The organism is Polyangium jinanense (assembly GCF_028435365.1).
In genome coordinates, this window is the sequence record NZ_JAGTJJ010000024.1 from 47089 (window position 1) to 71161 (window position 24073).

The 24073-nt window shown below is 66.3% G+C and carries 17 protein-coding genes; 10 read left to right on the forward strand and 7 right to left on the reverse strand.

What is annotated here, in order from left to right; genetic code table 11:
• Positions 1 to 17 precede the first annotated feature (17 nt).
• The 5 genes from KEG57_RS30615 to KEG57_RS30635 all read right to left on the reverse strand — a co-directional run bounded on the left by KEG57_RS30615 (position 18) and on the right by KEG57_RS30635 (position 9911).
• Complete coding sequence (locus KEG57_RS30615; RefSeq protein ID WP_272459093.1) at positions 18 to 2075, reverse strand: AgmX/PglI C-terminal domain-containing protein; 2058 nt, start codon at positions 2073 to 2075, stop codon at positions 18 to 20.
• A gap of 212 nt (positions 2076 to 2287) precedes the next feature.
• Positions 2288 to 2560, reverse strand: a complete 273-nt coding sequence (locus KEG57_RS30620) for a hypothetical protein (protein ID WP_272425043.1) — start codon at positions 2558 to 2560, stop codon at positions 2288 to 2290.
• Positions 2561 to 2760: 200 nt separating this feature from the next.
• A complete protein-coding gene (locus KEG57_RS30625; protein ID WP_272425044.1) occupies positions 2761 to 4239 on the reverse strand; it encodes a tetratricopeptide repeat protein in 1479 nt (492 codons plus the stop codon).
• Between the two features lie 11 nt (positions 4240 to 4250).
• Positions 4251 to 8096 carry a tetratricopeptide repeat protein gene (locus KEG57_RS30630; RefSeq protein ID WP_272425045.1) on the reverse strand — a complete coding sequence of 1282 codons (3846 nt, stop codon included), beginning with the start codon at positions 8094 to 8096 and terminating at the stop codon, positions 4251 to 4253.
• A 99-nt stretch (positions 8097 to 8195) separates the two neighbouring features.
• On the reverse strand, positions 8196 to 9911 hold the full coding sequence (locus KEG57_RS30635) for a hypothetical protein (protein ID WP_272459094.1): 1716 nt from the start codon (positions 9909 to 9911) through the stop codon (positions 8196 to 8198).
• Positions 9912 to 10446: 535 nt separating this feature from the next.
• On the opposite strand from KEG57_RS30635, the gene KEG57_RS30640 reads away from it, so the two are divergent.
• Both KEG57_RS30640 and KEG57_RS30645 read left to right on the forward strand, forming a co-directional pair.
• A complete protein-coding gene (locus KEG57_RS30640) occupies positions 10447 to 11106 on the forward strand; it encodes a hypothetical protein (RefSeq protein ID WP_272425047.1) in 660 nt (219 codons plus the stop codon).
• A gap of 23 nt (positions 11107 to 11129) precedes the next feature.
• Entirely contained in the window at positions 11130 to 11570 is a 441-nt protein-coding gene (locus KEG57_RS30645) for a YraN family protein (protein ID WP_272425048.1), read from the forward strand.
• 66 nt (positions 11571 to 11636) lie between these two features.
• Here the strand turns inward: KEG57_RS30645 and KEG57_RS30650 are convergent, their stop codons facing one another.
• Both KEG57_RS30650 and KEG57_RS30655 read right to left on the reverse strand, forming a co-directional pair.
• Positions 11637 to 12467, reverse strand: a complete 831-nt coding sequence (locus KEG57_RS30650; RefSeq protein ID WP_272425049.1) for a methyl-accepting chemotaxis protein — start codon at positions 12465 to 12467, stop codon at positions 11637 to 11639.
• Positions 12468 to 12555: 88 nt separating this feature from the next.
• On the reverse strand, positions 12556 to 13359 hold the full coding sequence (locus tag KEG57_RS30655; RefSeq protein WP_272425050.1) for a HEAT repeat domain-containing protein: 804 nt from the start codon (positions 13357 to 13359) through the stop codon (positions 12556 to 12558).
• A gap of 316 nt (positions 13360 to 13675) precedes the next feature.
• On the opposite strand from KEG57_RS30655, the gene KEG57_RS30660 reads away from it, so the two are divergent.
• From KEG57_RS30660 to KEG57_RS30695, 8 genes are all read left to right on the forward strand, one after another.
• On the forward strand, positions 13676 to 15469 hold the full coding sequence (locus tag KEG57_RS30660; RefSeq protein WP_272425051.1) for a carboxypeptidase regulatory-like domain-containing protein: 1794 nt from the start codon (positions 13676 to 13678) through the stop codon (positions 15467 to 15469).
• A gap of 129 nt (positions 15470 to 15598) precedes the next feature.
• A complete protein-coding gene (gene ftsY, locus KEG57_RS30665; RefSeq protein ID WP_272425052.1) occupies positions 15599 to 17008 on the forward strand; it encodes a signal recognition particle-docking protein FtsY in 1410 nt (469 codons plus the stop codon).
• 370 nt (positions 17009 to 17378) lie between these two features.
• The gene (locus KEG57_RS30670) at positions 17379 to 18356 is read left to right on the forward strand and encodes an outer membrane beta-barrel domain-containing protein (RefSeq protein WP_272425053.1); all 978 of its coding nucleotides are present in this window, start codon (positions 17379 to 17381) and stop codon (positions 18354 to 18356) included.
• A 63-nt stretch (positions 18357 to 18419) separates the two neighbouring features.
• Positions 18420 to 19352, forward strand: coding sequence for a porin family protein (locus KEG57_RS30675; RefSeq protein WP_272425054.1), 933 nt, complete (start codon positions 18420 to 18422; stop codon positions 19350 to 19352).
• 235 nt (positions 19353 to 19587) lie between these two features.
• The gene (locus KEG57_RS30680; RefSeq protein ID WP_272425056.1) at positions 19588 to 20367 is read left to right on the forward strand and encodes a HEAT repeat domain-containing protein; all 780 of its coding nucleotides are present in this window, start codon (positions 19588 to 19590) and stop codon (positions 20365 to 20367) included.
• Between the two features lie 203 nt (positions 20368 to 20570).
• Positions 20571 to 22217, forward strand: coding sequence for a hypothetical protein (locus tag KEG57_RS30685; RefSeq protein ID WP_272425057.1), 1647 nt, complete (start codon positions 20571 to 20573; stop codon positions 22215 to 22217).
• The gene (locus KEG57_RS30690) at positions 22214 to 23626 is read left to right on the forward strand and encodes a cytochrome c3 family protein (RefSeq protein ID WP_272425058.1); all 1413 of its coding nucleotides are present in this window, start codon (positions 22214 to 22216) and stop codon (positions 23624 to 23626) included. The genes KEG57_RS30685 and KEG57_RS30690 overlap by 4 nt, the downstream gene beginning before the upstream one ends.
• A gap of 174 nt (positions 23627 to 23800) precedes the next feature.
• On the forward strand, positions 23801 to 24055 hold the full coding sequence (locus tag KEG57_RS30695) for a hypothetical protein (RefSeq protein WP_272425059.1): 255 nt from the start codon (positions 23801 to 23803) through the stop codon (positions 24053 to 24055).
• The last annotated feature ends 18 nt before the right edge of the window (positions 24056 to 24073 follow it).

The following is a 24073-nucleotide window of genomic DNA, read 5'->3' on the forward strand; positions in this document are numbered from 1 at the left end:
TCCGATTCAGACCGAGATCAGCCGCCGGGGCTGAACATGATCGGGTACACGACGGTCACGATGCCGCCTTCCGGCTGCGGGAAGGACAGACCGTAGAACGCGCGGACCACGCACGACACCACGCCGCCATCCGGCATGTCCGAGCCGCCGTTGCCCACGTTCGACACCGCGCCGTCACGACCGATGACGAAGCGCACCGCCACGCGGCCCTGGAGGTTCGGGTTGTTCCGCAGGCCGTTCTCGTAGCAGAGGCGGAAACGACCGAAGTTCTGGCGCACGATACGCTGAATGACCTCGGGCGGGAGGCGACCGCTCACGCTCGTGGCGCCCATGCGCACCTGCGGCGGCTTCGTGCGGTGCGACCCCGACAATCGGCCGTGACCGGAGCCGAAGCCCTGGCCCGTGCCGGTGCCCGCGCCGTGGCCGATCGTGCCGATCGAGCCGAGACCGATACCCTCGCCGCGGCCACCGCCGCCCTCGCCGATACCGGACAAACCGAGGCCGCCTGCGCCGAACGAGTCACCGATGTTGTCGCCCCACATGTTGCCGCGGGCCGACAGCGCGTCGTTGCCGAGCGAGTCGTCGCGACCCCAGGGCGCCGTCGGCGCGTTCGGATCACCACCGGCGCCCGAGTTGAGCAGACCGATCATGCCGAACTCCGCCGCGTCACGCAGCGCGGCTTGACGCGCGATGTGCGGATCGGCGTTGTCTTGCGGTCCCTGCACGCCGTACCGGTTGCCCGACGCCTTGGTGTTCGGGTTACCCATGGAACCCTCTTCACCCTTGGCGCGCGTGCCCGTGCCGCCTTCCTTGTTGTCGGCGGAGTTCTCGGCGACCTGCTCGGTCTCCTTCTCCTCCATCTCCTTTTCGGCGGCCGCGTTGAGGAACTGCTGGATCATGAACTTTTGATCGTCCGAGACCCCGTCCTCGTCCGTGGCGCCGAGCGGCGGCATGAAGAACGCCATCGCCGCGAGGAGCCCGAGATGCACGGCCATCGAGAGGCCGTGATAGAGGTAGTTCTGCGTGTCGAACTGCACGTGCCCCGCGACCACGCGGCCCGCGTTCACCGTCGACACCTGGAAGATCAGGCCGTCCACGTCGATACGCGCCTTCGAGCCCGGCGGCAGCGCGATCTGGAACGCGCCCGAGAGCTCCGAGCAGGGCTGCGTCTTGCCGCTGTCGATCGCCTGCTGCACGGTCATCTTCGGCTGACCCGCGAGCTCGATCGTGCCCTTCGCGCGCGGCAGGAGCACCACCGAGACCGACCCGCCGCGATCCGCGAGCACCACCGGCGCGCGCGTCGTGCCGATCTTCTCTTGGGGCACGAAGTAATCGCACTTGAAGTTCTTGCTTTCCTCCTCGCCCACGTAGAACGAGCGCGGCGGCGTATGGTGCGAGACATGCAGGATCATCTGATCCCACATGATCATCACCTCGACGGACGCAGAGGGCGTCTCGACCTCTTCGTTCGGGACGTCGGGGCCGCTCTTCACGAGCTGATACGTGTACGAGCCCTCGGGCGCGTCGTGCGGCACTTCATCGTGCGAAGGCGGCTTCGGCTGCGCGAAGGGGTTGTTCATGCCGAACGGGTCGCCGCCGCCACCGAACGGGCTCGGCGCCGCCGCGGGAGCCCCCGCGAACGGATTGCCGCCGGCCGCGCCGAACGGGTTTGCCGCCGGAGCCGCGCCGAACGGGTTCGCCGCCGGAGCCGCGGCAAACGGATTGCCGGGCGCCTTCGCCGCGCCACCCGCGACCGCCACCGGCTCCGCCTTCTCGAGCACGATCTTCGTGCCGCCGATCTGGAGCTGATCGTTCGCCTTGATCTTGACCTTGTTGACCCGGGCGCCGTTCACGAGCGTCCCCGGCTCGTTGCCGAGGTCGATCAGCGTGATGTCCTCGGGCGACGCCACCTCGATGACGGCGTGCATGCGCGAGGCCAGCTCGTCGTCGACGCGCAGATGGCTCTTCGGGTCCTTTCCAACCTTGACGATGTCCTGCGTCACCGTCTCTCGACGCACGAGCGCTTCATTCTGGTAGAGCGCGAACGTGAGCGCGACCTTCTGCTTGCCTTCCATCGTGAGCCAGCCTTCCCTGCCTTTTGCGTCCCGCCGTCGCCCGAGGCGACCAGAAACCCCGGGTTCGGGGCATCGAATATTACTCAGGGGCCCGCGCGCCTTCCCAGAAAGGCGATAGGGCCCTTGGATTCATCGCTGCGGCCCCGCGATCGCGCTCCCGCGACCGCTCGAAACCGCAGCCCGAGCCCCCCCACACGAGCCCCCGAGCCTTCTCAGAGATTCTCGACCGACTTCAGCATCTCCGGCACGAACGACGTGCGCGGACGGATCAGGGTCGTCCGAACCGGACCGGGACGAACGCGGATCGTCGCGTCGTTCGGCCCAAAGCCACCGGCGTTGAGGGGATCGTCGGTGAACTCGTATCCGTACCCCTCGTCCTTCTTGCCAGCGCCGCCTGCCTTGCCCTGGGCAAACGCGAACGACGTCACGAGAAGAACGCCGACACCAGCGACCAGCGCAGCACCCAAACGCGTTGACCTCTTCATCTTCAAGCCTCCTCGCAAGTCTTCGCCGTATTTTCAGTCACATCGTACCGTCCCCGAAGGGACGTGGTCAACGGGATCCGAGCCAGGTTTCGTTCGAGACTCTCTCGTCCTGGCTCGAAAAGACACCCCGCACGACCCAAGGTTCCCGAAGGATCAAAAAAAGGCCCGCGGCGCCGTCTCGGGCACCGCGGGCCTCTCCCTCACTGCTGCGGCGGCGCACCACCCTCGGGCGGCTTCGCCTCGCCGCCCTCCTCGGTGCCCTTGGCCTCCGCCTCGGCAGCGCGGTTCTTCGCCTCTGCCTCGGACGCCTTGCGCTCCGCCTCGGTCTGCTTGTTGAAGTCGATGATCTGCTGGATCTCTTCCATGCGCTCCTTCGAGCGCTTCACCGCATCCGCATACTCGGGCGCGCTCCCAGCCTTGGCGATGAACTCGCCGAAGAGCTGCTTCGCCGCGAGGAGCATCGGCTCGGCGTCCTTGCCGCCCGACTTCGCCTTGTACTCCTGCGTGAGGATCGCGTCGTTGTAGTACGTCTCCGCACGTTCCGGCGAGATCTTCTTCGCCTCCGCAAGCTCGGCCGCGGCCGCCGCGACCATCTTGTCGAAGTTCGTATCGTCGATCTGACCACGCAGCGCGAGCGCGAGCCCGAGATGCGCGTCGTAATCGTTCGGCCGCATCTTCAGCGCGGCGCGATACGCCTCCTCCGCCTGCGCGAACCCGCGGAAGCTCAGGTTCACGGCGGCGAAGTTCATCTGCGCCTCGTAGAAGGTCGGGTCGAGCTTGCGCGCCGTATTGAAGGCGCTGACCGCGCCGTTCAGGTTGCTGAGCTCGACCTGGATCATGCCGGCCGTGTTGTGAATCGGCGCGTAGTTCGGGTTCTTGCGGATGGCCTGCGAGCAGACCAGCGCCGCGAGATCCAGAGCCTGCGTGTCGATCTTCTTCTCCTTGCTGACGTTCGTCGCGACGCCCTTCTTGGAGGAACGACCCGCCTTCACCTTCGCCGACTCCATGTAGATCAGCGCGAGCAGATTGAACGCCGGCAGATACCCGTCGTCGACGGCCAGGGCGCTCTGCGCGTAGCGCTTCGCGTTCTGCAGGTCCGTGCGACCATCCTTGTCCGCCTGCGTGTTGTTGCGCTTCATGTGCAACATGCCGAGCTGGACGAGGCCCTCGACGTTCTGGAATCGCGCGTCGACGACGGCCGCCTGATAAAGCTCATTGATCGCCGGATCGATGGCCTTCTCCTGCGACTCGGCGAACGAGTAGATCGCGAGCTGCACCCGCGCGCGGTGGAACTTCGGATCCGCGTCGAGCGCCTTCTTGAAATACTCCTTCGCTTTCGCGTCCTGCTTGCAGCGCTGATACGAGACGCCTGCGTTGTAGATCGCCTCGACCAACGTCTTGCCGCTCTGCTCGTCGGCGGCATCGAGGAAGATCTCCGCCGCCTGCTGGCAAGTGGCCTCGGTCCAGTCACGGGCCTTGTCGTGCTTGCTGAAGGCCTCGAGACCGTCCTTGTACTTGTTCGCCGCAGCCACGGAGACCGCGTTGCCCTTGCTGTCGACGATCGCCGCGCCGGTCTTGGGATCCACCGCGGGCTTGCCGCCCGTTCCCCCTCCCCCGCCGCCGCAACCAACTGCGGCAGTGAGGGCAGCCGTCGCCACAAGAATTGAAAATCTCTTCATGGCTCGCTCCCTTAGTTCTTCTTGGTGGTGGCGCCCTCGATGGCGGCCTTCTCGGGTGACGTGCCCGGCTTCGTCTCGGCGGGCTTGTCACCCGTCGCCGGCGCCGCGGGCTTGTTCTCGGCGGGCGGCGGCGTGTCGCTCGGCGGCACGAACGCCGTACCATCGAGGTTCACCGGCTGCGCGCGATCGCTGAGGCCCGAGTTCACCCGCGACGGCGAACCACGGAACTCGTCGATGAGGTGGTACTCGGCGCCGTAGTTCTTCGACAGCCACACCTCGCAGGCACGCGAGTACTCATCGAAGAACTGATACTTGACCGAGTAGTCGAGGCACTTCTTGAACGCGGCCTTGGCGGACTGCTTCTGCGGCTCGCTCGCCTCGTCGAGCTTCGCGTAGTACTCACCGCGGAGCTCGGCGTAGCTGAGGTCCGTACCCGGGACCATGCCGTTGCCCTTCCACTCCTTGGGGATCGGAGCGGCGCGGAACTCGGCGACGAACTTGCTCCACATCGTACCGACGCGCGAACCGGCGGCGATGACCCAGCGCGGCGGAGGCAGCGGCTCGAGGTTGACGATCTTCACGTACTCGTTCGAGGCTTCCTCGATGGCCGGCCGCTTCTTCTTGATCCAGTCCATGACCTTGGTCTGGATGTGCTTCATGACGTCGTCGCGCTGACCAGATCCCTTGTATTCGGGGAACCTGATCTTATCGACTTCCTTCCTCTTCTGCTCCGCGAAGAAGAAGAGCGCCTCACCGACGGCCGTCAGCGACTTGCCGAGACGGCGAATCTTCTCTTCCTCGCTCCCGCCGATGGAGTCGAGCTTCTTGAGCGCGGCCTGCGGATCCTTCCAGTAACCGCGAACCTTGTTGTACTCGGGCGCCGCGCTCGAGGGGTTGTTGATCTTCGTGAAGACCCGCGCGAGCAGCGCGTGCGCCTGGATCTGCACGTCGAACGTCGCGTTGCGATCGATCTGGCCCATCGCGGAGCTGAGCCGCCGTCGCGCGCCGTCCCAGTCTTCCTTGTCGATGTAGTGCGAGCCGATGGCGAACGCGATCTTCGCGGCCTCGGTCGGCTTCTGCGACCCATAGTTCTTGTTGAAGAGGTCGGCGTCCTTGATCGCCTGATCCTCTTGACCAAGACCGAGACGGAGCACGACGGCGTCCTGAAGCGCCTCGGCCGCCTTGTCCATCTTCGGGTTCTCACGCGAGAACCGCTCGTACCAGTTCGCCGCCTCGTCGTAGACCGCGATCGCCTGGTAGTTACCGCCGATCTCGTAGATCGACTTCCTGGCGAGCTCGGTCTTGTCGAGGTTGTACTTCGGGTTCAGCAGGATCTGACGCGCCGTGATCGATTTCGCGATGAGGCGCGCAGCCTGGAACGCGCGGGCCGCGTTGTAGAGGATCTCCTCGCTCTTCTCGCAGGAGGCTTCCTTCTTCTCGCACGCCGCCTCGCCGTACTTCTTCCACAGGTCCATGTAGGCCTGCGCGCCACGCTCGTACATCTTGATCGTGTCGACGCCCTGGCCACCCGCGTCCGCCGACTCGATCAGCTTCTGCGCGCGCAGACGCTCGATGTCGCGCTGGATGCGCGTCAGGATCCCGCACTGCTCGGCGTTCTCCTTCTCCTTGCCGCCCTTGCAGTACAGGTCGATGAACTTGGGCACGTCCTCCGCCATGTTGTCGTAGCAGGACGGCCGCGCCGGCTCGGAGTTCGAGCCGAGGATGTTGAGCGACTCGAGGTAGAGCTGCGTCGCGTAGATGCCCACATCCTTGTCGGAGTGGTTCACCGCGACGTCGCGGAACGCGAACGCTGCCTCCTCCCAGTGCTGCGCCTCGAAGTACGTGCGGGCGCGCGCGTACTTGACCTCGACGTAGTTCTCCTGGGCTTCCTTGTCGTTCTCCGGCGGCTTGATGTAGCAGATGTACCGGTTGAACGCGGTCAGCATGCCCTTCTGGTTGTCGGTGAACTCCTTCGGGGCGTACTTGGCCTTCTCGGACTTCTTGTCGCCCTTCTTGCCACCGTCCGCAGCACTCGGGAGTTGACCGGTGCCCTTCTTGTCCGAGCCGTCCTTGTGCGTCTCGGTATAGATGTTCTGGTAGCAGAGCACCGCAGCGAACGCGGCCTCGGGCGCGAGCGGGCCGCTCGGATCCTCCGCGACGACCGAGTCGAAGGCCGGGCCGCACTTGGCCCAGTCCTTGTTGAAGTACGCGAGGTCGGCCATCGCGTACTTGATCTTGAAGATGTTCGGCCAGTCTTCCTTGACGATGCGCGGGAACTCGAAGCGCGCGAACTGCTCCTGCTTGAAGTTCTGCACGACGCGCTCGTAGAGCAGCGTCGCGAGCGTCATCGTCTTCTTGTCACCCGTGCCGCGCACGCCGCCCGATCCGACGGCCTCGAGGTGCCACGCCATCGCGGTCTCCGTGAGAAGACCCGCGGTCGAGTTCGAGCACTTGAGCTTCATGTCGTCGGGGTGCCCCTCGGCGACGAACTTGTTGTGCACCTCGAGCATCTGGTCGAGCTCGGCCTTGATCGAGTCCTTGTTGCCGGACTTCATGGCGAGCGTGGCCTCGGTGATGTGGCCCTGGTACTTGCAGAACTTCGGGCCACGATCGCGGACCATGAGGTCCTTGTAGAGCTCGATGCCTTCCTTGTAGTGGCCGGTGTCGAGGTAGTTCTGGCCGAGATCGTCGAGCATCTTGAGCGTCTTCTCGTTGTTGACGCCCGTGTCGCCCGAGAGCGGCTTGAAGAAGTCGTGCGCGGCCTTCGGCGCAGCCGCGAGCGCGTACACCGGGATGATGTCGCGCCGCGCGGAGTTCGCGAGCTCCTTCGCGTTCGGCAGTTGCTGGTACTGCATGCCGTACTCGATGGTCTTCTTGAACTCGGAGAGCGCCTTCGGGAACTCACCCTGGTTCCAGTAGACGTAGCCGAGCTTGTAGTGCGCGTAGCCCCAGACCTTGTTGTCCGGCGCCGGGTACTTCGTGACCTCCTGGTACGACTGCTCCGCGAGCTGCCACTTGGAGGGATCACCCTGCGCCTCGTTGAAGAAGAGCTCACCGAACGCGAGGTACGCGTTCGGGATGAACTTCGACTGCGGCCAGTTCTGGATCAGCTCGAAGTAGACCTTGCGTGCTTGATCGAGCTGGTTGGCCTGCTCGTACTCGTACGCGAGGTAGTAGAGCACCTCGTCCGTGCAGCCCGTGCTCTTCGTCGGGTCCTGCGCGTTCGAGCTCTGGCACCACTTCGGATAGCCGTTCTTCAGCAGCGTGTAGTACTTGATCGCCTGCTGCCGCGCGGCGACGAGGATCTTGTCGGCCTTCGCCGCCTCGTCACGGAACCCCTTCTCTGCCTTGGGGTTCTTGCGCTTCGCCTCGTCGGCGTTGATGCTCTGCTCGGTCTTGTCGCGGAACGCGGCCGACTCGAGCTCGACGTACCCCTCGGCCAGACGCCGCATCAGCTTCGGGCGATCGGGCGCGTTCTTCGGGGTGTTCGAGAAGAGGCTCTCGAGGCCCTGGATCTCGGTGATGAGCAACTGGCGCGAGCGCGCCGCCAGCCGGTTGCGACGCTCGTCGCGCTGCGCGGCGTTCATCGACGCCGTCGGGTTCGTCGGCTTGAGCTGGTCGTCCCGCTTCTTCAGCTGAACGCCCTGCGGCGCCGACTTGAAGCTCATCGCCGGCTTCTTGCCAGCGCTCTGCTTGAGCGACCCGCCGGGGCACTGCGCCAGCGAGTCCTTGGCTTGTTGCGTGATGCATTCATCGGCGGCCGACGCCGGGCCCGTCGCGACGGCGGCGGTGAAAAGTGCTGCTGCGCCCGTCACGAGACGGAGTCTGCGCAGCGCACTCACGTTGGACTGCTTCATCGTCGTCATCTCCTCAACTGATAACTCGCAACCCGGAGGCGGCTTTGCCGCAATCCCCCCGGGGCGGCGCAACTCGTCGCCGCCCCCTCGGGCCTCCCGCTACTTGCCGCACTTCGACGTGACGACCTGCCGGTAGAAACCGAGCTCGTCACGCCAGTACTCGCCGTTGAACGGCCACAGAACGTGCTCGTCGTCCGGCTTGACGACGCCGAACACGAGCGCTTCTTCCTTCGTGAGCTGGCCGCTCACGACCTCTTGATCGAGCTTGTTTCGCTCGGCAGCCGTGATGTCGATGAGGATCTTCGAGGCGTCGCGGAGATGCTCGTTGAGCTCGTCGAGGTAACGCTGGTAGCGCTCCCGCGCGAGGGTGCCCGCGTTGCGTACCGCGAGATCACGAGCGAGCGAAAGCGCGTCCGTCACGTCGCCACCGACGGGCGAGTTGCGGAACGCAGCCGGCGCCTTCTTGTAACGAGCGTCCTCCTCGTCGAGGACGCGCACGTACTCGAGGTTGCGGAGGAGCTGGCGATCCGAGAGCGCGTTCTCGACGATCGGCTTGACCGTCGGCGAGAGCGCCGCCTTGCCCGCGCGCACGTCCTTCAAGAAGTCGAAGAACTTCGTCTCCGCATCCTCGCCCTTGAACCGATTGAGGATCGCCTCGAGCTCCTTCTTGATCGGCTCGTAGCGCTTGCGCATGCGCGCCACGATCGTCGTTGCATCCTGGTACTGGCAGATCGTGAACGAGATGACCGCCTTGAGGATGTCCGCCTCCGGATAGAAGGCGTTCGGGAAGTACGGCGACTCGATCGTGTGGATGTTGCCGAGCGCGTGCGGGTAATCGCCGGCCATGAAGTACGCCCACGACTGCTCGAAGAGCGCGTCGAGCCAGTACTCGCTGCCCACGTCGACGCGGTTCCAGTACTTGACGGCCGCGCTGAGCTTGTTGCCGTCGATCTTCGGGACGCTGTTGTCGTCGAGGCGGACCGACGCCGAGTAGTACGTGCGCGCCATCGAGAGGAACGCGAGATCGCGCATGCGGCTCTCGTCCTCGACGCCCTCGACGCCCTCGTCGAGCGCCCGCACGATCAGCTGGAACGACTTCACCGCGGGCACCGACTTGCGGAGCTGCACGTTCGAGATGCCCGTGAAGAACTGGGCCTGAACGTAGTACTTGCTCTTCGTGTCGACCTTCCCGAAGAGGCTGATGGCCTCCTCGTAGTTGCGGTTGCGGTACTTGTACCGGCCGAGCAGGTAGTTGAGCTGCCAGTAGAGATCACGCTGCTGCGGGTTGTTGAACCGCGCGACCTGCTCGCTCTTGTACTTACCGACGCGCTCGATGATGTCCGCAGGCTCGGGGAGCTGCGTGGCGAGCTTCGACAACCAGAGCAGCGTCTCGTTGAACTTGAGGTGATTCGTCTTGTCCGCGATCTCGGAGAAGATCGCGTAGCTCGCCTGGTAAAACTGCAGGCGATAAAGCGCGATCGCGAGGTGATACTGCGCGATCTGCTTGTTGCCCTCGTCGTCACCCGTCTCGCCGTCGACGACACGCTTCAGGAGCAGCGCCGATTCGCTCCATCGCTCCGCGTCGAACAACCGCTTCGCTTGCGCCGCTTCCTCGGTCATCTGGCCCGCGGTCACGGGGCCATCGGCCTCGTCCTCGAGCTCGATCTCCTTCGGAGCGGCCTTCTTGTCGTTCTTCTTGGCGTCGCCAGCCTTGGCCGCCGGCGCCGCCGGAGCCTTGCCCTGCTGGGCAAAGGCCGTCGGCGCCGCGAGCATGGCAGAAGCAAGAAGACAGAGAGTAGCCAGCCCTTTCCGCATTCGTCGTTCCTCGTCGTTCGGAGGTTGAGGTCGATGAACGCGACCCGAACCGGCCCAAATACCGTTCGTCGAGCGGCTGGATCCGCAGTGGACGGGGCCCTTCGCAGTCGCGGCTCCCGGCGTATCGTGACCGGAAGCGATGACCAAAAACTTCAATGAGAATCAGCGGATACTTGCGTCTGGCCGCGGATGGTAAAATTATGACGGTTGGCTTGTCAAGCGGCGGTTTCCGAGCGCTGCGCGGTCCAGGTGCCGCTTCCGACACCTCTCCAGGGAGTGCCTTGGGGCGCGCCAAGGACCCGTCGGGGTCGCGGGTCGATCACCGGTCAGGCCCGGACCGACACCCCCCATGGACGAAAACCGGCGGTAGTCCGTCGAGTTGTGCATCGAGAGGTTGACGGTCCGTCGCCCCTTCGATTAGCGTCCTCGCTGCTGGCGTCGTTCGCCGAGTCCTCGATGCGGACGCGCGAGCGGCGCGTCGCGCTCGCGCGCCCCGCATGGAGCAGGGGCGCCCCGGCCCAAGGAGCACGATCTGATGACCCGTTCGATCCTGTCCGGCATGCTTGGTCTGATCAGCGTACTCGCCCTGGGCGGCCTCCCGGTCGCCTGTCAAAGCGGCGGCGTCGGGGATCCCTGCATCCCCGAAGACGAGTACAAAACCGACTTCGCCGGCTTCAAAGTGACCGAGGAGAACATCGAGTCGCGCTCCTTCCAGTGCCAGACCCGTATCTGCCTCGTAAACCACTTCCAGGGCCGCGTGAGCTGCCCTTATGGGCAGACGAAGCCCGCAGCCGGCGGCGTTGCCACGAACGGCTGCCAGACGTCCACCTCGACGGGGGACGACGCGAACAAGGCCTGCTGCATCCCCGGCACCGACACGGTGATCGAGGCCGAGGTCTGCGGTCAGTGCGCGCCCGACTCGCAGCGTGACGCGGCGCAAGCCGTGTACTGCTCCTGCCGGTGCGGCGTGGCCGATGGCGAGCCGCCGGATCCGAACTTCAACTTCTGCGAGTGCCCGACCGGCTACTCGTGCGAGCAGATCCGCCCGAACGTGGGTCTCGGCGACCCGCTGCTCACGGGCAAGTACTGCATCAAGCAGGACACGAAGTTCGTCACCGAAGGCACCTGCGGCACGGTCAAGGGTCACTACAACGCGACCCAGTGCAAGGGCGTCGGCTTCACGACCGATAGCTGAAACGAGCCGCGACGCGCACGCCCGTGACGCGTCCTCCTCGTCGTCCGTTCGCTTCCTCCACAGCCTCCCCTTCCCCTGACGTCCGAGTCCTTCGGCCGCGTGATGCGCGTCATCGCGCAGGCGCGCGCGCCGAAGACGCGGCCGCGGATCACTTCGTCCGCATGGGATGCACGATCCTCGGCCGCAACGTGCGCGTGGGGCGCGCCGAGATCGATCTGCTCGTCCGCGATGGTGTCGTGATCGTGGTCGTCGAGGTGCGTACGCGTGGTCCACGCAGTTACCAACGCGCGCTCGACAGCATCGACGCACGAAAGCGCGCGCGCCTTCGCGCTGCGGGACAACAGCTCTGGACGTCGAGGTTTGTCCGCGACGAGACGCTCGAGCGCATGCGCTTCGACGCGGTCGCCGTCGCGTTCACGCCCGACGGCGATCCGCTCGTCGAGCACATCAAAGCAGCGTTCTGATCGGGGTGTGTGAAGTGCGGCGTCGCGTGATCCACGCGATCACGTCGACTCGCAATCGTGGAGACGTCAGCCGTCGACCTGGGCCTGCATCTCGGCGCGCAGCTTCTTCAACATCGCCACGCCGTCGCTCGAAGCGTCCGCTTCCACGCGCGCGATCACGGCGTCGATCTGCGCGATCTCGCGCGTCTTCTGCTCGCGGAGGTTGCCGAGCATCTGCTCGAACGACTCGAAGAAGTCCTGCATCTCATCGCCTTTGCGCAGGCGCTCGCGCAGAGCGAGGTGACCCTCGCCGACGCGACCGAACATGCGCTTCATCTTGAACACGGGCCCCGCAACCTTGTGCGTGACGACGATCCCCGCGATCCAGATGCACGCGACGAGGAAGCCGAGCGCGAGCACGAGGCCGAGGATCAAGTTGCGCTGCTGCTCCTCCACCGCGGCCGCTTGACGTTCGAGCTCGGCGGCCCGTTGCTTCAGGGAGTCCGCGTCCTTTTCGAGGCTCGCTTGCTCTTCTTTGAGCTTCGCCGCGTCGTTCTCCGCGTCCTTGCCGAACTGCTTCGCGAGCTCGGGCGCATCTTCATACGCCTTCGCGATGTTCATCTTGACGAGCTCGTCGTTCTTCTTCCGCTCGGCGAGCGCGAGCTGACCGCGCTTCACCGTCTCCTGCCCCTGCGTGACGAGCGCCTTCTGCTGCACGACGGCCTGCCGGCTCTGATCGATCAGCTTGTTGCTCGTCCACCACAGAACCGCGCCGAGGAGGAGGGAGACGACGAGCGCGATCGCGGCAAGAAAGCCCGCGTATTTGAGCTGGAAGCGCTTGTCGAGGAGGAAGTTGCGGATGCGGCGCTGCTGGCGGCCGCTCGTGGCGGCGGGCGGGGTGACAGAAGCCTCGCTCATCGGGGACCTTGCGCGTCTCTTGCCACGGCGCGTGGTGTTTGCCCGAGGGGTCGCGCCGCGCCGGATCCGCTCCCCTCTCGCTGCGATATCACATCGACGCGACGATCTTCGCGAAGCTGTCGATGGCGTTCTCCACGCACATCTTCATGAGCACGTTTTCGCTCTGCACGTCGGTCTTGGGCGTGTCGGATTGCGTGAGCTTCGGCGAGAACTCGCCCTGAAGCGCCTTGCCCGGATACGTCCACATGCTCACGCGCACGATCTGCGTGAGGTTTCCATTCTCGTACACCGGCGGCTCGACGCTGGCGATGAGATAAAAGCCCTTCAACTTTTTGCCGTTGACGATCTTGCCGCCTTGTGCAGCCGTCTCGCCCTTGGGCGCCACGGCATACCCGGACTTGCCGAGGATCTTCGTCTGCATCGCCGAGCGCACGATCGTTTCGATCTCGGGCGCGGGTCGCTTCGTCTTGTTCGAGATCTCGATCGCCACGTAGTACTTCGTGTCGGGGCCGGGAGGCGGAGGCGCGGCCACGCCGCCGCTCTTCAGCGTGTCGATCGACTTCTGCATCTGCGTCTTCGCGGAGGCGACCTTCTCGTTCTTGATCGCAGCCTGCAGACACGGCAGGCCCGAGGGTTTGCCGAGCTTGCCGAGCGCGGCGGCCGCAGCGACCTTCACCGAGTCGTTGCCGTCCGCGAGCGCGTCGCAGAGAGGCTTGACAGCGGCGTCGTCGCCCGACGCGCCGAGCGCGAGCGCAGCCTGCGTTCGCACGCGAAAATCTTCGCTCGTCTTGAGCTGCTGGACGAGATAGCCGGTGCGAGGATCCGCTCGCACGACCTCGGGGGTCAGGACGAACAACGAGAGGGCCGCGACGACGGGGACGCTCTTTCGCATTCGAGCTCCGAAGATACACGATGCGCGCGGACGAATGGAGAAAGCTGGCGTCGAATCGGAGGTCGTGGAGTACTCGAGCACGCGATCACCCGTCTTCTTCATCCTGCACCTCACCCGTACCTCGACGCAGAGCGGCACGACTCGGTCGCTTCGCCAAGGAGCGACCTCGACCATTCGAGATCCGCCGCGCCTGTCACGCGCGGAGGAACCGTGGAGGCTTGGACGTGCCTCGACCGAGCTCGCTTCAACGCGCGGCCTGACCATGACATCGGCGGAAGCGCTGGTCGCGCGGGGCGATCCCGCATATAGGAAGGGGATGTCCCGCAGCCGAGGTGCCAAGGCGAGAGCCTCGTCGCGCCCGCTGTGCGCGCTCGTCTCCTTGCTGTTCCTGCTCCTCTCGGCGTCCGTCATGGCGCAGACCCGAGGATCCGGGGGCGCAATTCGCATCCAGGTGCGAGGCGGCGCGCAGATCAGCGCAGCCGCGACGGTCGAGCCGTCCGGCACGATCGTCCGAGGCGAGCTGCTCGACGACGCAGGCGCCGCCGTGGCCGGCGCGACGATCACGCTCCGCGCGATCGCAGACGGAGGCGCCGCCGTCAACCTGCCGACGCCCTCGACGTGTGACGCAACGGCACGAAGGTCGCGACGCTCCGTTCGCCTGGTCGGCACGGACGCCTACGAGATGCAGACCGACGATCGGGGAGCGTTCTGCGTACGCGCCGGCGCGCCGATCGGACAGGCGTCGATCAAGCTCCGCTTCGAAGGCGACGAGCTGCGCGATCCAGCCGAGAGCGTGGTCCGCCTCGACGCAGCCGACGCGCCGCTCGCGCGCACCATCCTCCGCTTCGAACCTGCGCCCGACGTGATCGATCTCGATCGCGAGACCGTGCTGCTCACGGGATCGCTGCGCGTCGATCGCGCCGGGTCGTCCCGATCCACCACCGCGCGCCGCGAAGGGCTCGCGATCAAACTCGAGGACGAACGCGGCGAGCGCATCGCGGAAGGGCAGACGGGCGGCGATGGTCGCGTGCGCTTCGAGATCCCGAGCGCGTCGTTTCCCGGTCCAGGATCGGGCGAGCTGCGCCTGCGCTTCGAAGGTACGACGACGCTCGCGAAGACGACGACGACGCAGCCGATCGTCAGGCGCGCCGAGGTGCGGCTCGCGCTCGCGCATCCCGTCGACGCGGCGGATCCGGAGGACGGCGTCGGGATCGACGTGGACGTCACGACATCGCGAGGCCCCGTGACGGGCGGCGTGGTCGAGGCGCTGCGCGGGAGCGAGAGCGTGGGCGCGGGCGCGGTGCAGGGCGGCAAGGCACACGTCATCGCTTCGTTCGCGCTCGAGCGTGCCGGCGTCGTGCCGTTGACGCTGCGGTACGTGCCCGCCGCGCCTTTCTACAAGTCGGGGGCGAACCTCCAGGTCGACGTGAACGTCAAGGGACCCGGCATCGCGCGGCAGGTCTTGATCGCGATCGTGGTACTCGCAGTGACCGCGTGGATCGTCTTCGGCTGGCGGCGCGCGCCCATGCCGCCGAAGAAAGACGAGGACGACGAAGCGCATCCCGTTCCCTCGGGACGCGCCGGCGTCGAGGTCGTGCGAGCGTCGACGGGACAGGGTGGTTATCGTGGCTCGGTGCTCGACGCGCACGATGGAATCCCGATCGCCGGCGCGCGGCTCGCCGTGGTGGCGCCCGCGTTCCAAGGCGATGGTGTCATCGCGCGCGCGACCGCCGACGAACGTGGAACCTTCGTGCTGGATGTGCCCTACCGCAGCGATGCGCGCCTCGTGATCGAAGCGGACGAGCACAGCAGGTACGAGCAGGCGCTCCCTCCGCCGGGAGTGCTCCGCGTCGCCCTGATCACCCGCCGCCGCACGCTGCTCGAGCGGCTCGTGAAATGGGCGCGCCGCACCGGAGCGCCTTTCGACATGCAACCCGAGCCGACCCCCGGACACGTACGGCGGGCGGCTTTCCGCGCGAACAACGCGGAAATCGAGTCCTGGGCGCGAGCCCTCGAGCAGGCTGCCTACGGCTCCACCGTCGTCGACGAGGGGGTCGAAGCCGCGCTCCTCAACGACGAACCCAGAGGCGGCCGAAAGCCGGCGGGATGACGTGAACCGCCCCCGCCTCCCCCACCCGTGCGCTCCCTTTGCCCTCGCGCGCAGAGCACACACGTTGACGTACGGGTACCGTCCCATATAGTCGCGAACCAGTTCGCGGACCGCTGGAGAACGCACATCGTGGACCCCCTCTACATCGTCATCGGTCTCGTGGTCGTGGCGCTGGCCGTTTACTTCCTGTTCATCAGGAAGCCGGAAGCGCCCAAGAAGCTCGAGACGCCGCCGGAGGCGAAGAAGCTCCCGGCGACAAAGGCGCCCGAGCGTGAAGAGCCGGCCAAGACCGCGGGGAAACCCGCGAAGGAGGAGCCGAAGCAGGCTGCTCCGGCAAAGGTCAAGCCGGCCGAAGAGGCCAAGGAGGCCAAGAAGAAGGAGGAGAAGAAGGCTGCCGAGCCTGCGCCGGCCGTCGTCGAGAAGCAGCCCGAGCCCGCGCCCGTTGCGAAGGAGCCCGAGGCCAAGCAGCCCGAGCCCGCGCCCGTGCAAGCTCCGACGCCCGTCGCCGAGCCAGCGCCGAAGCCCGCAGAGGCGCCTGCGATCAAGCCCGTGTCGATCGCGGCGCGCGAGCTGCCTGCACCGTCGGCTCCGCGCAAGAAGGATGTCGAAGGTCTGCGTCGCGGGCTCACGAAGGCGCGCGAGAGCGAGGGCTTCTTCGGTCGCCTGAAGGCGCTCTTCGTCGGCCGCAGCGAGGTCGATCCTGGGCTCGTCGATCAGATCGAGGAGGTGCTTCTCACCTCCGACGTCGGCGTGAAGACGACCGAAGCGCTGCTCGAAGAGATCCGCGCGGGCATCAAGGAGAAGAAGCTCGTCAAGGACGAGCACGTCTGGGATGCCTTGCGTCGTCGCGCGCGTGAGCTCCTCGGTGGGAGCGGCGGCGGCATCAAGTTCCCCGCGCGTCCCACGGTGGTGATGTTCGTTGGCGTCAACGGCGCGGGCAAGACGACGACGATCGGCAAGCTCGCGACCAAGCTCAAGGCGGAAGGCAGGACCGTCGTGCTCGCTGCGGGCGACACGTTCCGCGCGGCGGCGGTGCAGCAGCTCGTCGTGTGGGGCAAGCGCGTCGGCTGCGAGGTCGTGAGCGGCAAGGATGGAGCGAACCCGGGCGCGGTCATCTACGACGCGATCCAGAAGGCGGCGGAGATCGGCGCCGACGTCGTGCTCGCTGACACGGCGGGTCGCTTGCATACGAAGACGAACCTGATGGACGAGCTCACGAAGGTCGCGCGCACGATCGACAAGGCGCTGCCGGGAGCTCCGCACGAGACGCTCCTCGTGCTCGATGCGACGAACGGTCAGAACGCGCTGCAACAGGCGGCGATGTTCAAGGAGGCGCTGCCGCTCTCGGGCATCGTGCTGACGAAGCTCGACGGCACGGCGAAGGGCGGTGTCGTGCTCGGCATCTGCGCGGAGCATGCGCTGCCGGTGCGCTACATCGGCATCGGCGAGCGTCCCGACGAGCTGCGTGACTTCAACGCAGACGAGTTTGTCGAAGCGCTGCTCGGTCAAACCGACGAGTCAACGGACGCGGCGGCGTGAACCTCTGCGCCGAGCACGAAACACGCGCGACGGGGCCCCGACCGGGATCGGAGACGGGGCCACGTCGTGCACGTTTCGGACGGACGGCGCAAAAATCATGGATTTCGTTTGATTTTCTTGCTCGTGCGCGAGCGTCTCGTGGTTGGATGGGCGTGGATCGTGTCGCTGCGTTGGCAGCCGGGACGGTCCTGCCCGATCCGATCTCGGGAACAGAAACCGATTTGGTTGTTGATTCCCAGATTTTACGCGTGATATAGTCCGTCCCGCTTGTCGGTAGACCGTTTTTTTGAATGAAGTCGCGCAGTTAGACTTGTACGGACGGACCGGACCGATCGATGCTCACGTCGCACGGACTGCGGAAGGGATGGCGATGAACCAGGTTCGCGTGGGGCTCCTCGTGGCGGCTGCGCTGCTGGCCATGCCGTTGACGGCGGCAGCGCAACCGAAGAAGGATCAACCGAAGGAGATCAACCTCGACGACGAGGGAGCCGAGAAGCCTGCTGACGCGCCCGCCCAGGGCGAGGGCGAGGCTGCCGGCACCGGTGAGGGTGAGGGCGAGACTCCTGGCGGCGAGGGTGAAGGCCTCGGGGACATCTGTAAGATCGATCCCTCGGCCTGCCCGAGCATCAACATGGATGAGGCCGCGAAGCGGGACATCAACGCAGAGATGTACGCGGTGCAGCAGATCTACGCGCTGCGCCGGTTCCGCTTCGAGATCACGCCCTACTTCGGGATCACGATGAACGACCAGTTCGTCGCGCACCCCGCGCCCGGGCTCGGTCTCAACTTCTACATCACGAACGTGCTCGCGGTCGGGGTGAACGGCAACCTCTACGCCGCTCTGAACTCGCCCTCGAACTTCAACTTCCAGACGAGCCGCGCAGCGCGCGTCGGTATTCCGATCACGGAGTACGCCTGGAACGCGAACGCGAACTTCTCGTACGTGCCTGCGTACGGCAAGTTCGCCGGGTTCGGCGACTTCATCTTCCACTACGACTTCTACGTGCTCGGTGGCGTGGGTGCGATCGCTACGCGCCCGATCGCCGTTGTCGATCCCGACAACCGCACGTTCGAGTTCAAGCCTCGGCTGTCGTTCCACGTCGGCGGCGGGCTCCGCATCTTCTTCAACCGATGGTTCGCGGTCGTGGCGGAGCTCAGCGACTACATCTTCTTCGACGAGCTCGAGAACCCGGGTATCGCGACCGGCAAGGACGCCAACGGCAATCCGAGAGCACAGGATCCGACGACCTGGACCGCGCCCGAGACGAGCTTCACCAACAACGTCCAAGCGCAGGTCGGGTTTTCGGTCTTCCTGCCGTTCAGCTGGGAATACCGGCTGCCCAAGTGAGCCGAGGGGCAGCGAGGCGTGCAAGGAACATCCGGGACGATTCAGCCAAGTACGGGGACATGCATGATGCGTCGATTCGTGAATAGCCTTTGCGCGTCTCGCCTGCTCCGCAGGGGCATGCTCGCGGCGCTCACGGGATGTGCAGCGCTCGCCATGAGCGCAGGTGCCGAAGCGCAGGAGATTCAGCTCACGGGTCCCCTCGCGGGGGCCCCGGCTGTGCGGAAGTTGCGCCTGCATCGCGCGGGCCGCTTCGAAATTACGCCGAGCGCGTCCTTCACACTGCTCGACGAGTACCAGCGCACGATCATGCCTGGTCTGCGCCTGATGTACCACCCGACCGACTGGCTCGGGGTCGGCCTCTGGGGTGGCTACGGCATCCAGTCGACGACGTCGCTCACCGACGAGTTGCAGGTGAAGGCGATCGACGAGCGGAGCTGCCCCGCGGACTCGAACACGGCGACCGATACGGCCTGCAAGCTGACGGCCGTCAACCTGACCCGCGGCAACCTCGCCGCGGATCAGCTCGGCCGCATGCAGTGGGTCGCCGCGCCGCAGATCACGGTCGTTCCGTTCCGCGGCAAACTGTCGCTGTTCGCAGCGCTCTTCGTCGACACCGACATCAGCTTCTTCGTCGGTCCGGCCGTCATCGGCGTGCAGGAGCGCAAGCCCTGCGGCAAGGACAACGACGGCAACACTCTCGCGGACCGCCCGTGCGCGGCCCAGAGCTCGTTCGAGCTCGAGAGCCGCATCGCCTTCGCGCCCACGTTCGGCGTCGGCTGGAACTTCTACCCGACGTCGTTCTTCGGCTTCGGCGCGGAGTGGAGGGCGCTGCCCTTCGCGTGGAACACGTCCGGCTTCGACAACGCCGGCGCGGGCAACGACGAGGCCTTCCCCGACACTGCGGTCAACAACAAAGATCGTCAGTTCCGCTTCAACAGCATGATCTCCGTCAACCTGATGTTCTCCCTCCCCATGAAGGTGAAGAACAGCGACTGACGAAGACGAAGCCGGCTGCACCACAGCCGATGACACGCCCCGGAATGCGGGCGGCCGAGACGGAGACCCAAAGCTCCGCGACGCCCCAAGCATCCCGGGGCGTGCCGCTTTCGAAGACCCCGCTGGTAGGGGCAGCGTGCTCGTCAAGAGGTCGAGCACTTGCTTTGTCCCTTGCGAGGGCCTATGCGAAGCCTGCTCCAGCCCTCCCCCTGCCGGGCTGGAGCGCGAGGTAGAGGTGGGCATTTTCGACTTCCTCCGTAGCAAGGGCGCGAAGAGCGCGCCTCCGTCGGGCAACGCGCCCGCCGTCGACAAGAAGATCGCCGGGCCGGCCAAGGTCGTCGCGGACAAACGCGCCCAGACCTATGACCGCCTGGAGGCCATTCAGGCCCTCGTCGACATGAAGACGCCGGAGGCAGCCGCCGCGCTCCTCAAGCGCTTCAACTTCACGATCGATCCGTCGATCACGGACGCCGAAGAGAAGGACCTCGCGTTCCGGGGCATCGTCGCCGCAGGCAAGGACGTCGTGCCCGCGGTCATCGAGTTCTGCACGAAGGCCGAGGCGCTGACGTGGCCCCTCAAGGTGCTCGACGCCGTGCTCGACGATGACGCGTATCGCGAAGAGCTGCTCGATCTGCTCGAGGGCTTCGACACCGAGTACGCGCGCAACGTCGAGCCGAAGATCCAGATCATCCAGGCGCTCGAAGAGGTCGTGCACGAGGACGTGCGCACGGCGGTGGAGCGCTTCTTCGAGGATGTCAACGAGACCGTGCGGTTCCACGCGGTGCAGACGACGTTCGCGCAGGCGATGCCCGAGAGCGTCAAGCCGCTCATCGACATGCTCGTGAACGAGGAATCGGTCCGCGTGAAGAACAAGGTCGCCGAAGGCCTGCTCGTACGCGGGTGGACGATCCCCGAGGATCGTAGGGACGCCGTCGCCGACGCGCTCGGCGACACCGGCGGCTACACCGTCGGCGAAAGCGGCAAGATCGTGAAGCGTTCGCTCCGCTTCGGTTGATCCAAACGCGTAGCGGATTGCGCGCCTCCCCGGCGCGTTCGAGCACCAAGCCCGCCCTTCGTCCGTGTTGACAGCGCGGGCCACGCTGAAAGAGGATCCGCGTTGCCCCGGCATGTTCGGGGTGTGTCGACGGCCCAGCGGCAGCCGCGCGAACCCCGCGCACGCTCCCCGGCACCACTCGACGGAAAGCGAGCATCCCAGGCGTGAGGGGACATCGATCGACGCGCCTTTCGCGCGTGGTTGCATCCGGGCTCGCCGCTCTTGCCACGGCGATCACCGCGCATCCGCGTGACGCGCGTGCCCTCGACTTCGAGGTGCAGAGCGACACCGCAGCGCAGGCGTACCAAGTCGCGAGCCCGTGGGGCGACACGATCCTCGATCGGCGTCGCCTCATGCAGACGTTGTCGCTCGGCGTGTACAACCTGCAGGGCGATCACGTCCCGGGGCGCGCCGATTTCTCGGTCGTGCTGCGGGTGCGCCTCGACGCCGACTTCGGGATCAACGGTCACCTCGGCGACACCGATCGCGGCGGCGAGACGAGCTACCTGACCGAGGCGGGGCCCGGCGTGCGCTTCGTGCCGGGCCTGCAGCAGGCGCCGATCGATCTCATGTACGCGTACGTCGAGGGCCGCAACCTCTTGAACGGCTGGCTCGGCTTCCGCGCGGGACGGCAGTACGTCGTCGACTCGCTTGGCTGGTGGTCGTTCGACGGCGCGCTCGCGCGCGTGACGACGCCGTACTTCGTGCAAGCCGAGTTCTATGGTGGGCTCGAGCAGCGCGGCGGGCTGCCGCTGTCGACGTCGCGCTACGAGCGGCCAGGCGTTTGGCGCGGCAACCACGCGGGCTTCGGCACCGCGGGCGATCAGCCGAGCGTGACGGACTACCCTTCGTATCAGTACACGCAGCCCGCGCCCGCGTTCGGCGTCGCGCTCGAGAGCAACGGGCCGAGCTGGATCCACGGGCGGCTCTCGTATCGACGCGTCTACAACATGGGCACGTCGGTGACGCAGCAGTTCCCCGATCCGACGGGTGGTTATCGCACGGCGAACGGGCTGCGCGTGTCGCAGGATCGGCTGGGCTACGCGCTCGATCTCAACAAGAGCGATCTCGGCGCGATCAAGGGCGGCTTCACGTACGACTTCTACAACCAGATCGTCGGCTCGTATTACGGCGGGGTCGAGGCGTACCTGGGCAAACGCGCGACCATCGGCGCGGACATCGACTACTTCGTGCCGACCTTCGACGCCGACTCGATCTTCAACTGGTTCACGAAGAGCCCCATCACGACGGCGACGGCGCGCGTCTGGGCCGCGCCGACGCAGAGGCTCGATCTCTCGGCCTACGGCGGTGTGCGCATCTGGATGGCCGACGGCGATCCCGAGACGTTCGGCACGGAGCAGTGCCGCGCCTCCGGGCTCTGCAGCGGCGACCAGGAGATCGATCCGGCGAACTCGAAGACGTTCACCCGCGATCCTGACAACCGCGCGACCTCGACGACGATCGACGCGCTCGCGAACGTGTCCGGGCGGTATCGCTTCGGCACGGGCGAGGTGGGGCTGCGCGGCATGGTGCAGGCAGGCGCGCGTGGGCACACCGGAGGCGCGGATCTCTCGGGCGAGAAGCGCTTCGACGGCGGGCGTTATCGCGTCGGTGGGCGCGTCTCGCTCTACGACTGGAACGACCCGCTGCGGCCCGATCGTGGCGCGACGTCGTTCGGCTACGTCCTCGGCGCGGGCATCCGGCCCGTGCAACAAGCCGACCTGCGGATCGAGTGGGAGCACGACATGAACCGGCTCGTCGGGCAGCGCTTCCGCATCGTGGCGCTCCTCAACTTGAGGCTCGGCGGATGATGATGAACGCCTCCAAGCGAAGCGCAGAGAGCGCACGCAAGACGCGCCGGCCGAACGGCCGACCGCTGCCGGGATGGCTCGCCTTCGTGGCGTGCCTGTCGGCCCTCATCCTCGGCCTCGTGGGGCCCGATGCGTCCGCGCAAACGGCCGACGATGCGCCTGCCGCGGAGTCCGCCGCGCCGCCGGCGCCGCCTCCGGGTGGCTACAAGAGCGGGCTCCATCCGATGCCGAACGACGCGGAGACACCGCTCGCGTTCATGCCTCCGGGCAGCGCGGCGAGCCCCGTGCCGAGCGAGGAGATCTACCCGCCGCAGACGATCACGATCCGCTTCAACCACAAGAAGCACACGAAGGATCTCAAGCAGACCTGCAAGTCGTGCCACGCGGCCGCGTTCACGAGCGACAAGGTCGCCGATCGGCTCATGCCGAAGGCCGAGCAGTGCGACGCCTGTCACGACGTCGATCACTCGGACCTCAACGCCGTGAAGGCCGGCACGGACGCGAACGGGCAGTGCGTCTTCTGCCACATCGGCGACAAGGCGGGCGAGAAGGGCGCGGTCGCGCCGATGGTGCTGCCGAACGCGAACCTCGTGTTCACGCACAAGAAGCATCTCGACCGGAACATCCAGTGCGGGCAGTGCCACGGGCAGGTGGGCGAGCTCGAGCTCGCGACGCGTGATCAGCTCCCGCGCATGGCCGGCTGCTTCGCCTGTCACAACATGAGCGGCGCGGCGCAGGGCCAGGCGAAGGGCGCGTGCACGACGTGCCACACGGCCCGGAACGACGGCCGCATGATCACGAGCTTCACGACGGGCAACCTCGTGCCGCCGCAGTGGATGCACAACGCGGCGCACACGCCCGACTTCATCGATCGGCACAAGGCCGTCGCCGCGAACGACAGCGCCTTCTGCGGGAGCTGCCACACGACGAACGAGTGCACCGACTGCCACGACGGTCGCGTCCGTCCCCGCAAGGTCCACCCGAACGACTGGCTCTCGATCCACGCCCAGTCCGCGCGGCAGGACAACCCGCGCTGCTCGAGCTGCCATCAGGCCCAGACGTTCTGCGCCGACTGCCACCGCCGCGTCGGCGTCGCGCGTGACACCGCGAGCGGAAACCGCCTCGCGGGCCGCCGCTTCCATCCGCCCGCCGCGGAGTTCACGACCGCGCCGCGCGGGCCGAACCATCACGCGTGGGAGGCGATGCGGAACTTGAACGCCTGCGTGTCCTGCCACACGGAGCGTGACTGTGCGACGTGCCACGCGACGAAGGGGCTTTCCGGCGGGCACGGCGTGAACCCGCACCCGCTCGGCTTCCGGGACAAGTGTGGCGTTGCGTTCGCGAGAAACCCACGTCCGTGCCTCGTTTGCCACCAGTCGAGCGACCCGCTCGTGAGGGCGTGCCAATGAAAGGCCAACATCCGTCGTGGTCTGCGCCTGAGGCTTCCGATCCGCCGGACGGGGCACGGCTCCCGAAACCTCCGACATATTCCTTGCACACCCCTTCTGGCGACGGGTATAGCGAAGAGCGACGGTGCGCTTCCTCCCCCGCGGTGGTCGCGCGCGTCCTCAAGGAGAACGGGTGTGAAGGAGCTGATCAAGTACCTGCTCGACAATCTTTACCTCGACTTCCAGGGCGAAATCACGCTGGAGACCGTGCGGGGCTTCCTCCGAGAGGACGACGGCCGGGAAGCGCGGCAGCTGCTCGCGAAGCTCATCGAGGAGAAGGGGGTCGACGACATGCTCATCACCCTGGCCGACTGCTTGCGGGAGCACATCCGGACCGGCGTGAACGAGAGGGTCGTCCAGGAGCAGCTCTCGACCTACTCCGAGAGCTGATCCGCCCAAGAGGCCTTT

Excerpts from the sequence above, each read along its gene's own strand:
- KEG57_RS30615 (WP_272459093.1), bottom strand. The coding sequence starts at position 2,075 with ATGGAAGGCAAGCAGAAGGTCGCGCTCACGTTCGCGCTCTACCAGAAT.
- KEG57_RS30620 (WP_272425043.1), bottom strand. The coding sequence starts at position 2,560 with ATGAAGAGGTCAACGCGTTTGGGTGCTGCGCTGGTCGCTGGTGTCGGC.
- KEG57_RS30625 (WP_272425044.1), bottom strand. The coding sequence starts at position 4,239 with ATGAAGAGATTTTCAATTCTTGTGGCGACGGCTGCCCTCACTGCCGCA.
- KEG57_RS30630 (WP_272425045.1), bottom strand. The coding sequence starts at position 8,096 with ATGAAGCAGTCCAACGTGAGTGCGCTGCGCAGACTCCGTCTCGTGACG.
- KEG57_RS30635 (WP_272459094.1), bottom strand. The coding sequence starts at position 9,911 with ATGCGGAAAGGGCTGGCTACTCTCTGTCTTCTTGCTTCTGCCATGCTC.
- KEG57_RS30640 (WP_272425047.1), top strand. The coding sequence starts at position 10,447 with ATGACCCGTTCGATCCTGTCCGGCATGCTTGGTCTGATCAGCGTACTC.
- KEG57_RS30650 (WP_272425049.1), bottom strand. The coding sequence starts at position 12,467 with ATGAGCGAGGCTTCTGTCACCCCGCCCGCCGCCACGAGCGGCCGCCAG.
- KEG57_RS30655 (WP_272425050.1), bottom strand. The coding sequence starts at position 13,359 with ATGCGAAAGAGCGTCCCCGTCGTCGCGGCCCTCTCGTTGTTCGTCCTG.
- KEG57_RS30660 (WP_272425051.1), top strand. The coding sequence starts at position 13,676 with ATGTCCCGCAGCCGAGGTGCCAAGGCGAGAGCCTCGTCGCGCCCGCTG.
- KEG57_RS30670 (WP_272425053.1), top strand. The coding sequence starts at position 17,379 with ATGAACCAGGTTCGCGTGGGGCTCCTCGTGGCGGCTGCGCTGCTGGCC.
- KEG57_RS30675 (WP_272425054.1), top strand. The coding sequence starts at position 18,420 with ATGATGCGTCGATTCGTGAATAGCCTTTGCGCGTCTCGCCTGCTCCGC.
- KEG57_RS30690 (WP_272425058.1), top strand. The coding sequence starts at position 22,214 with ATGATGATGAACGCCTCCAAGCGAAGCGCAGAGAGCGCACGCAAGACG.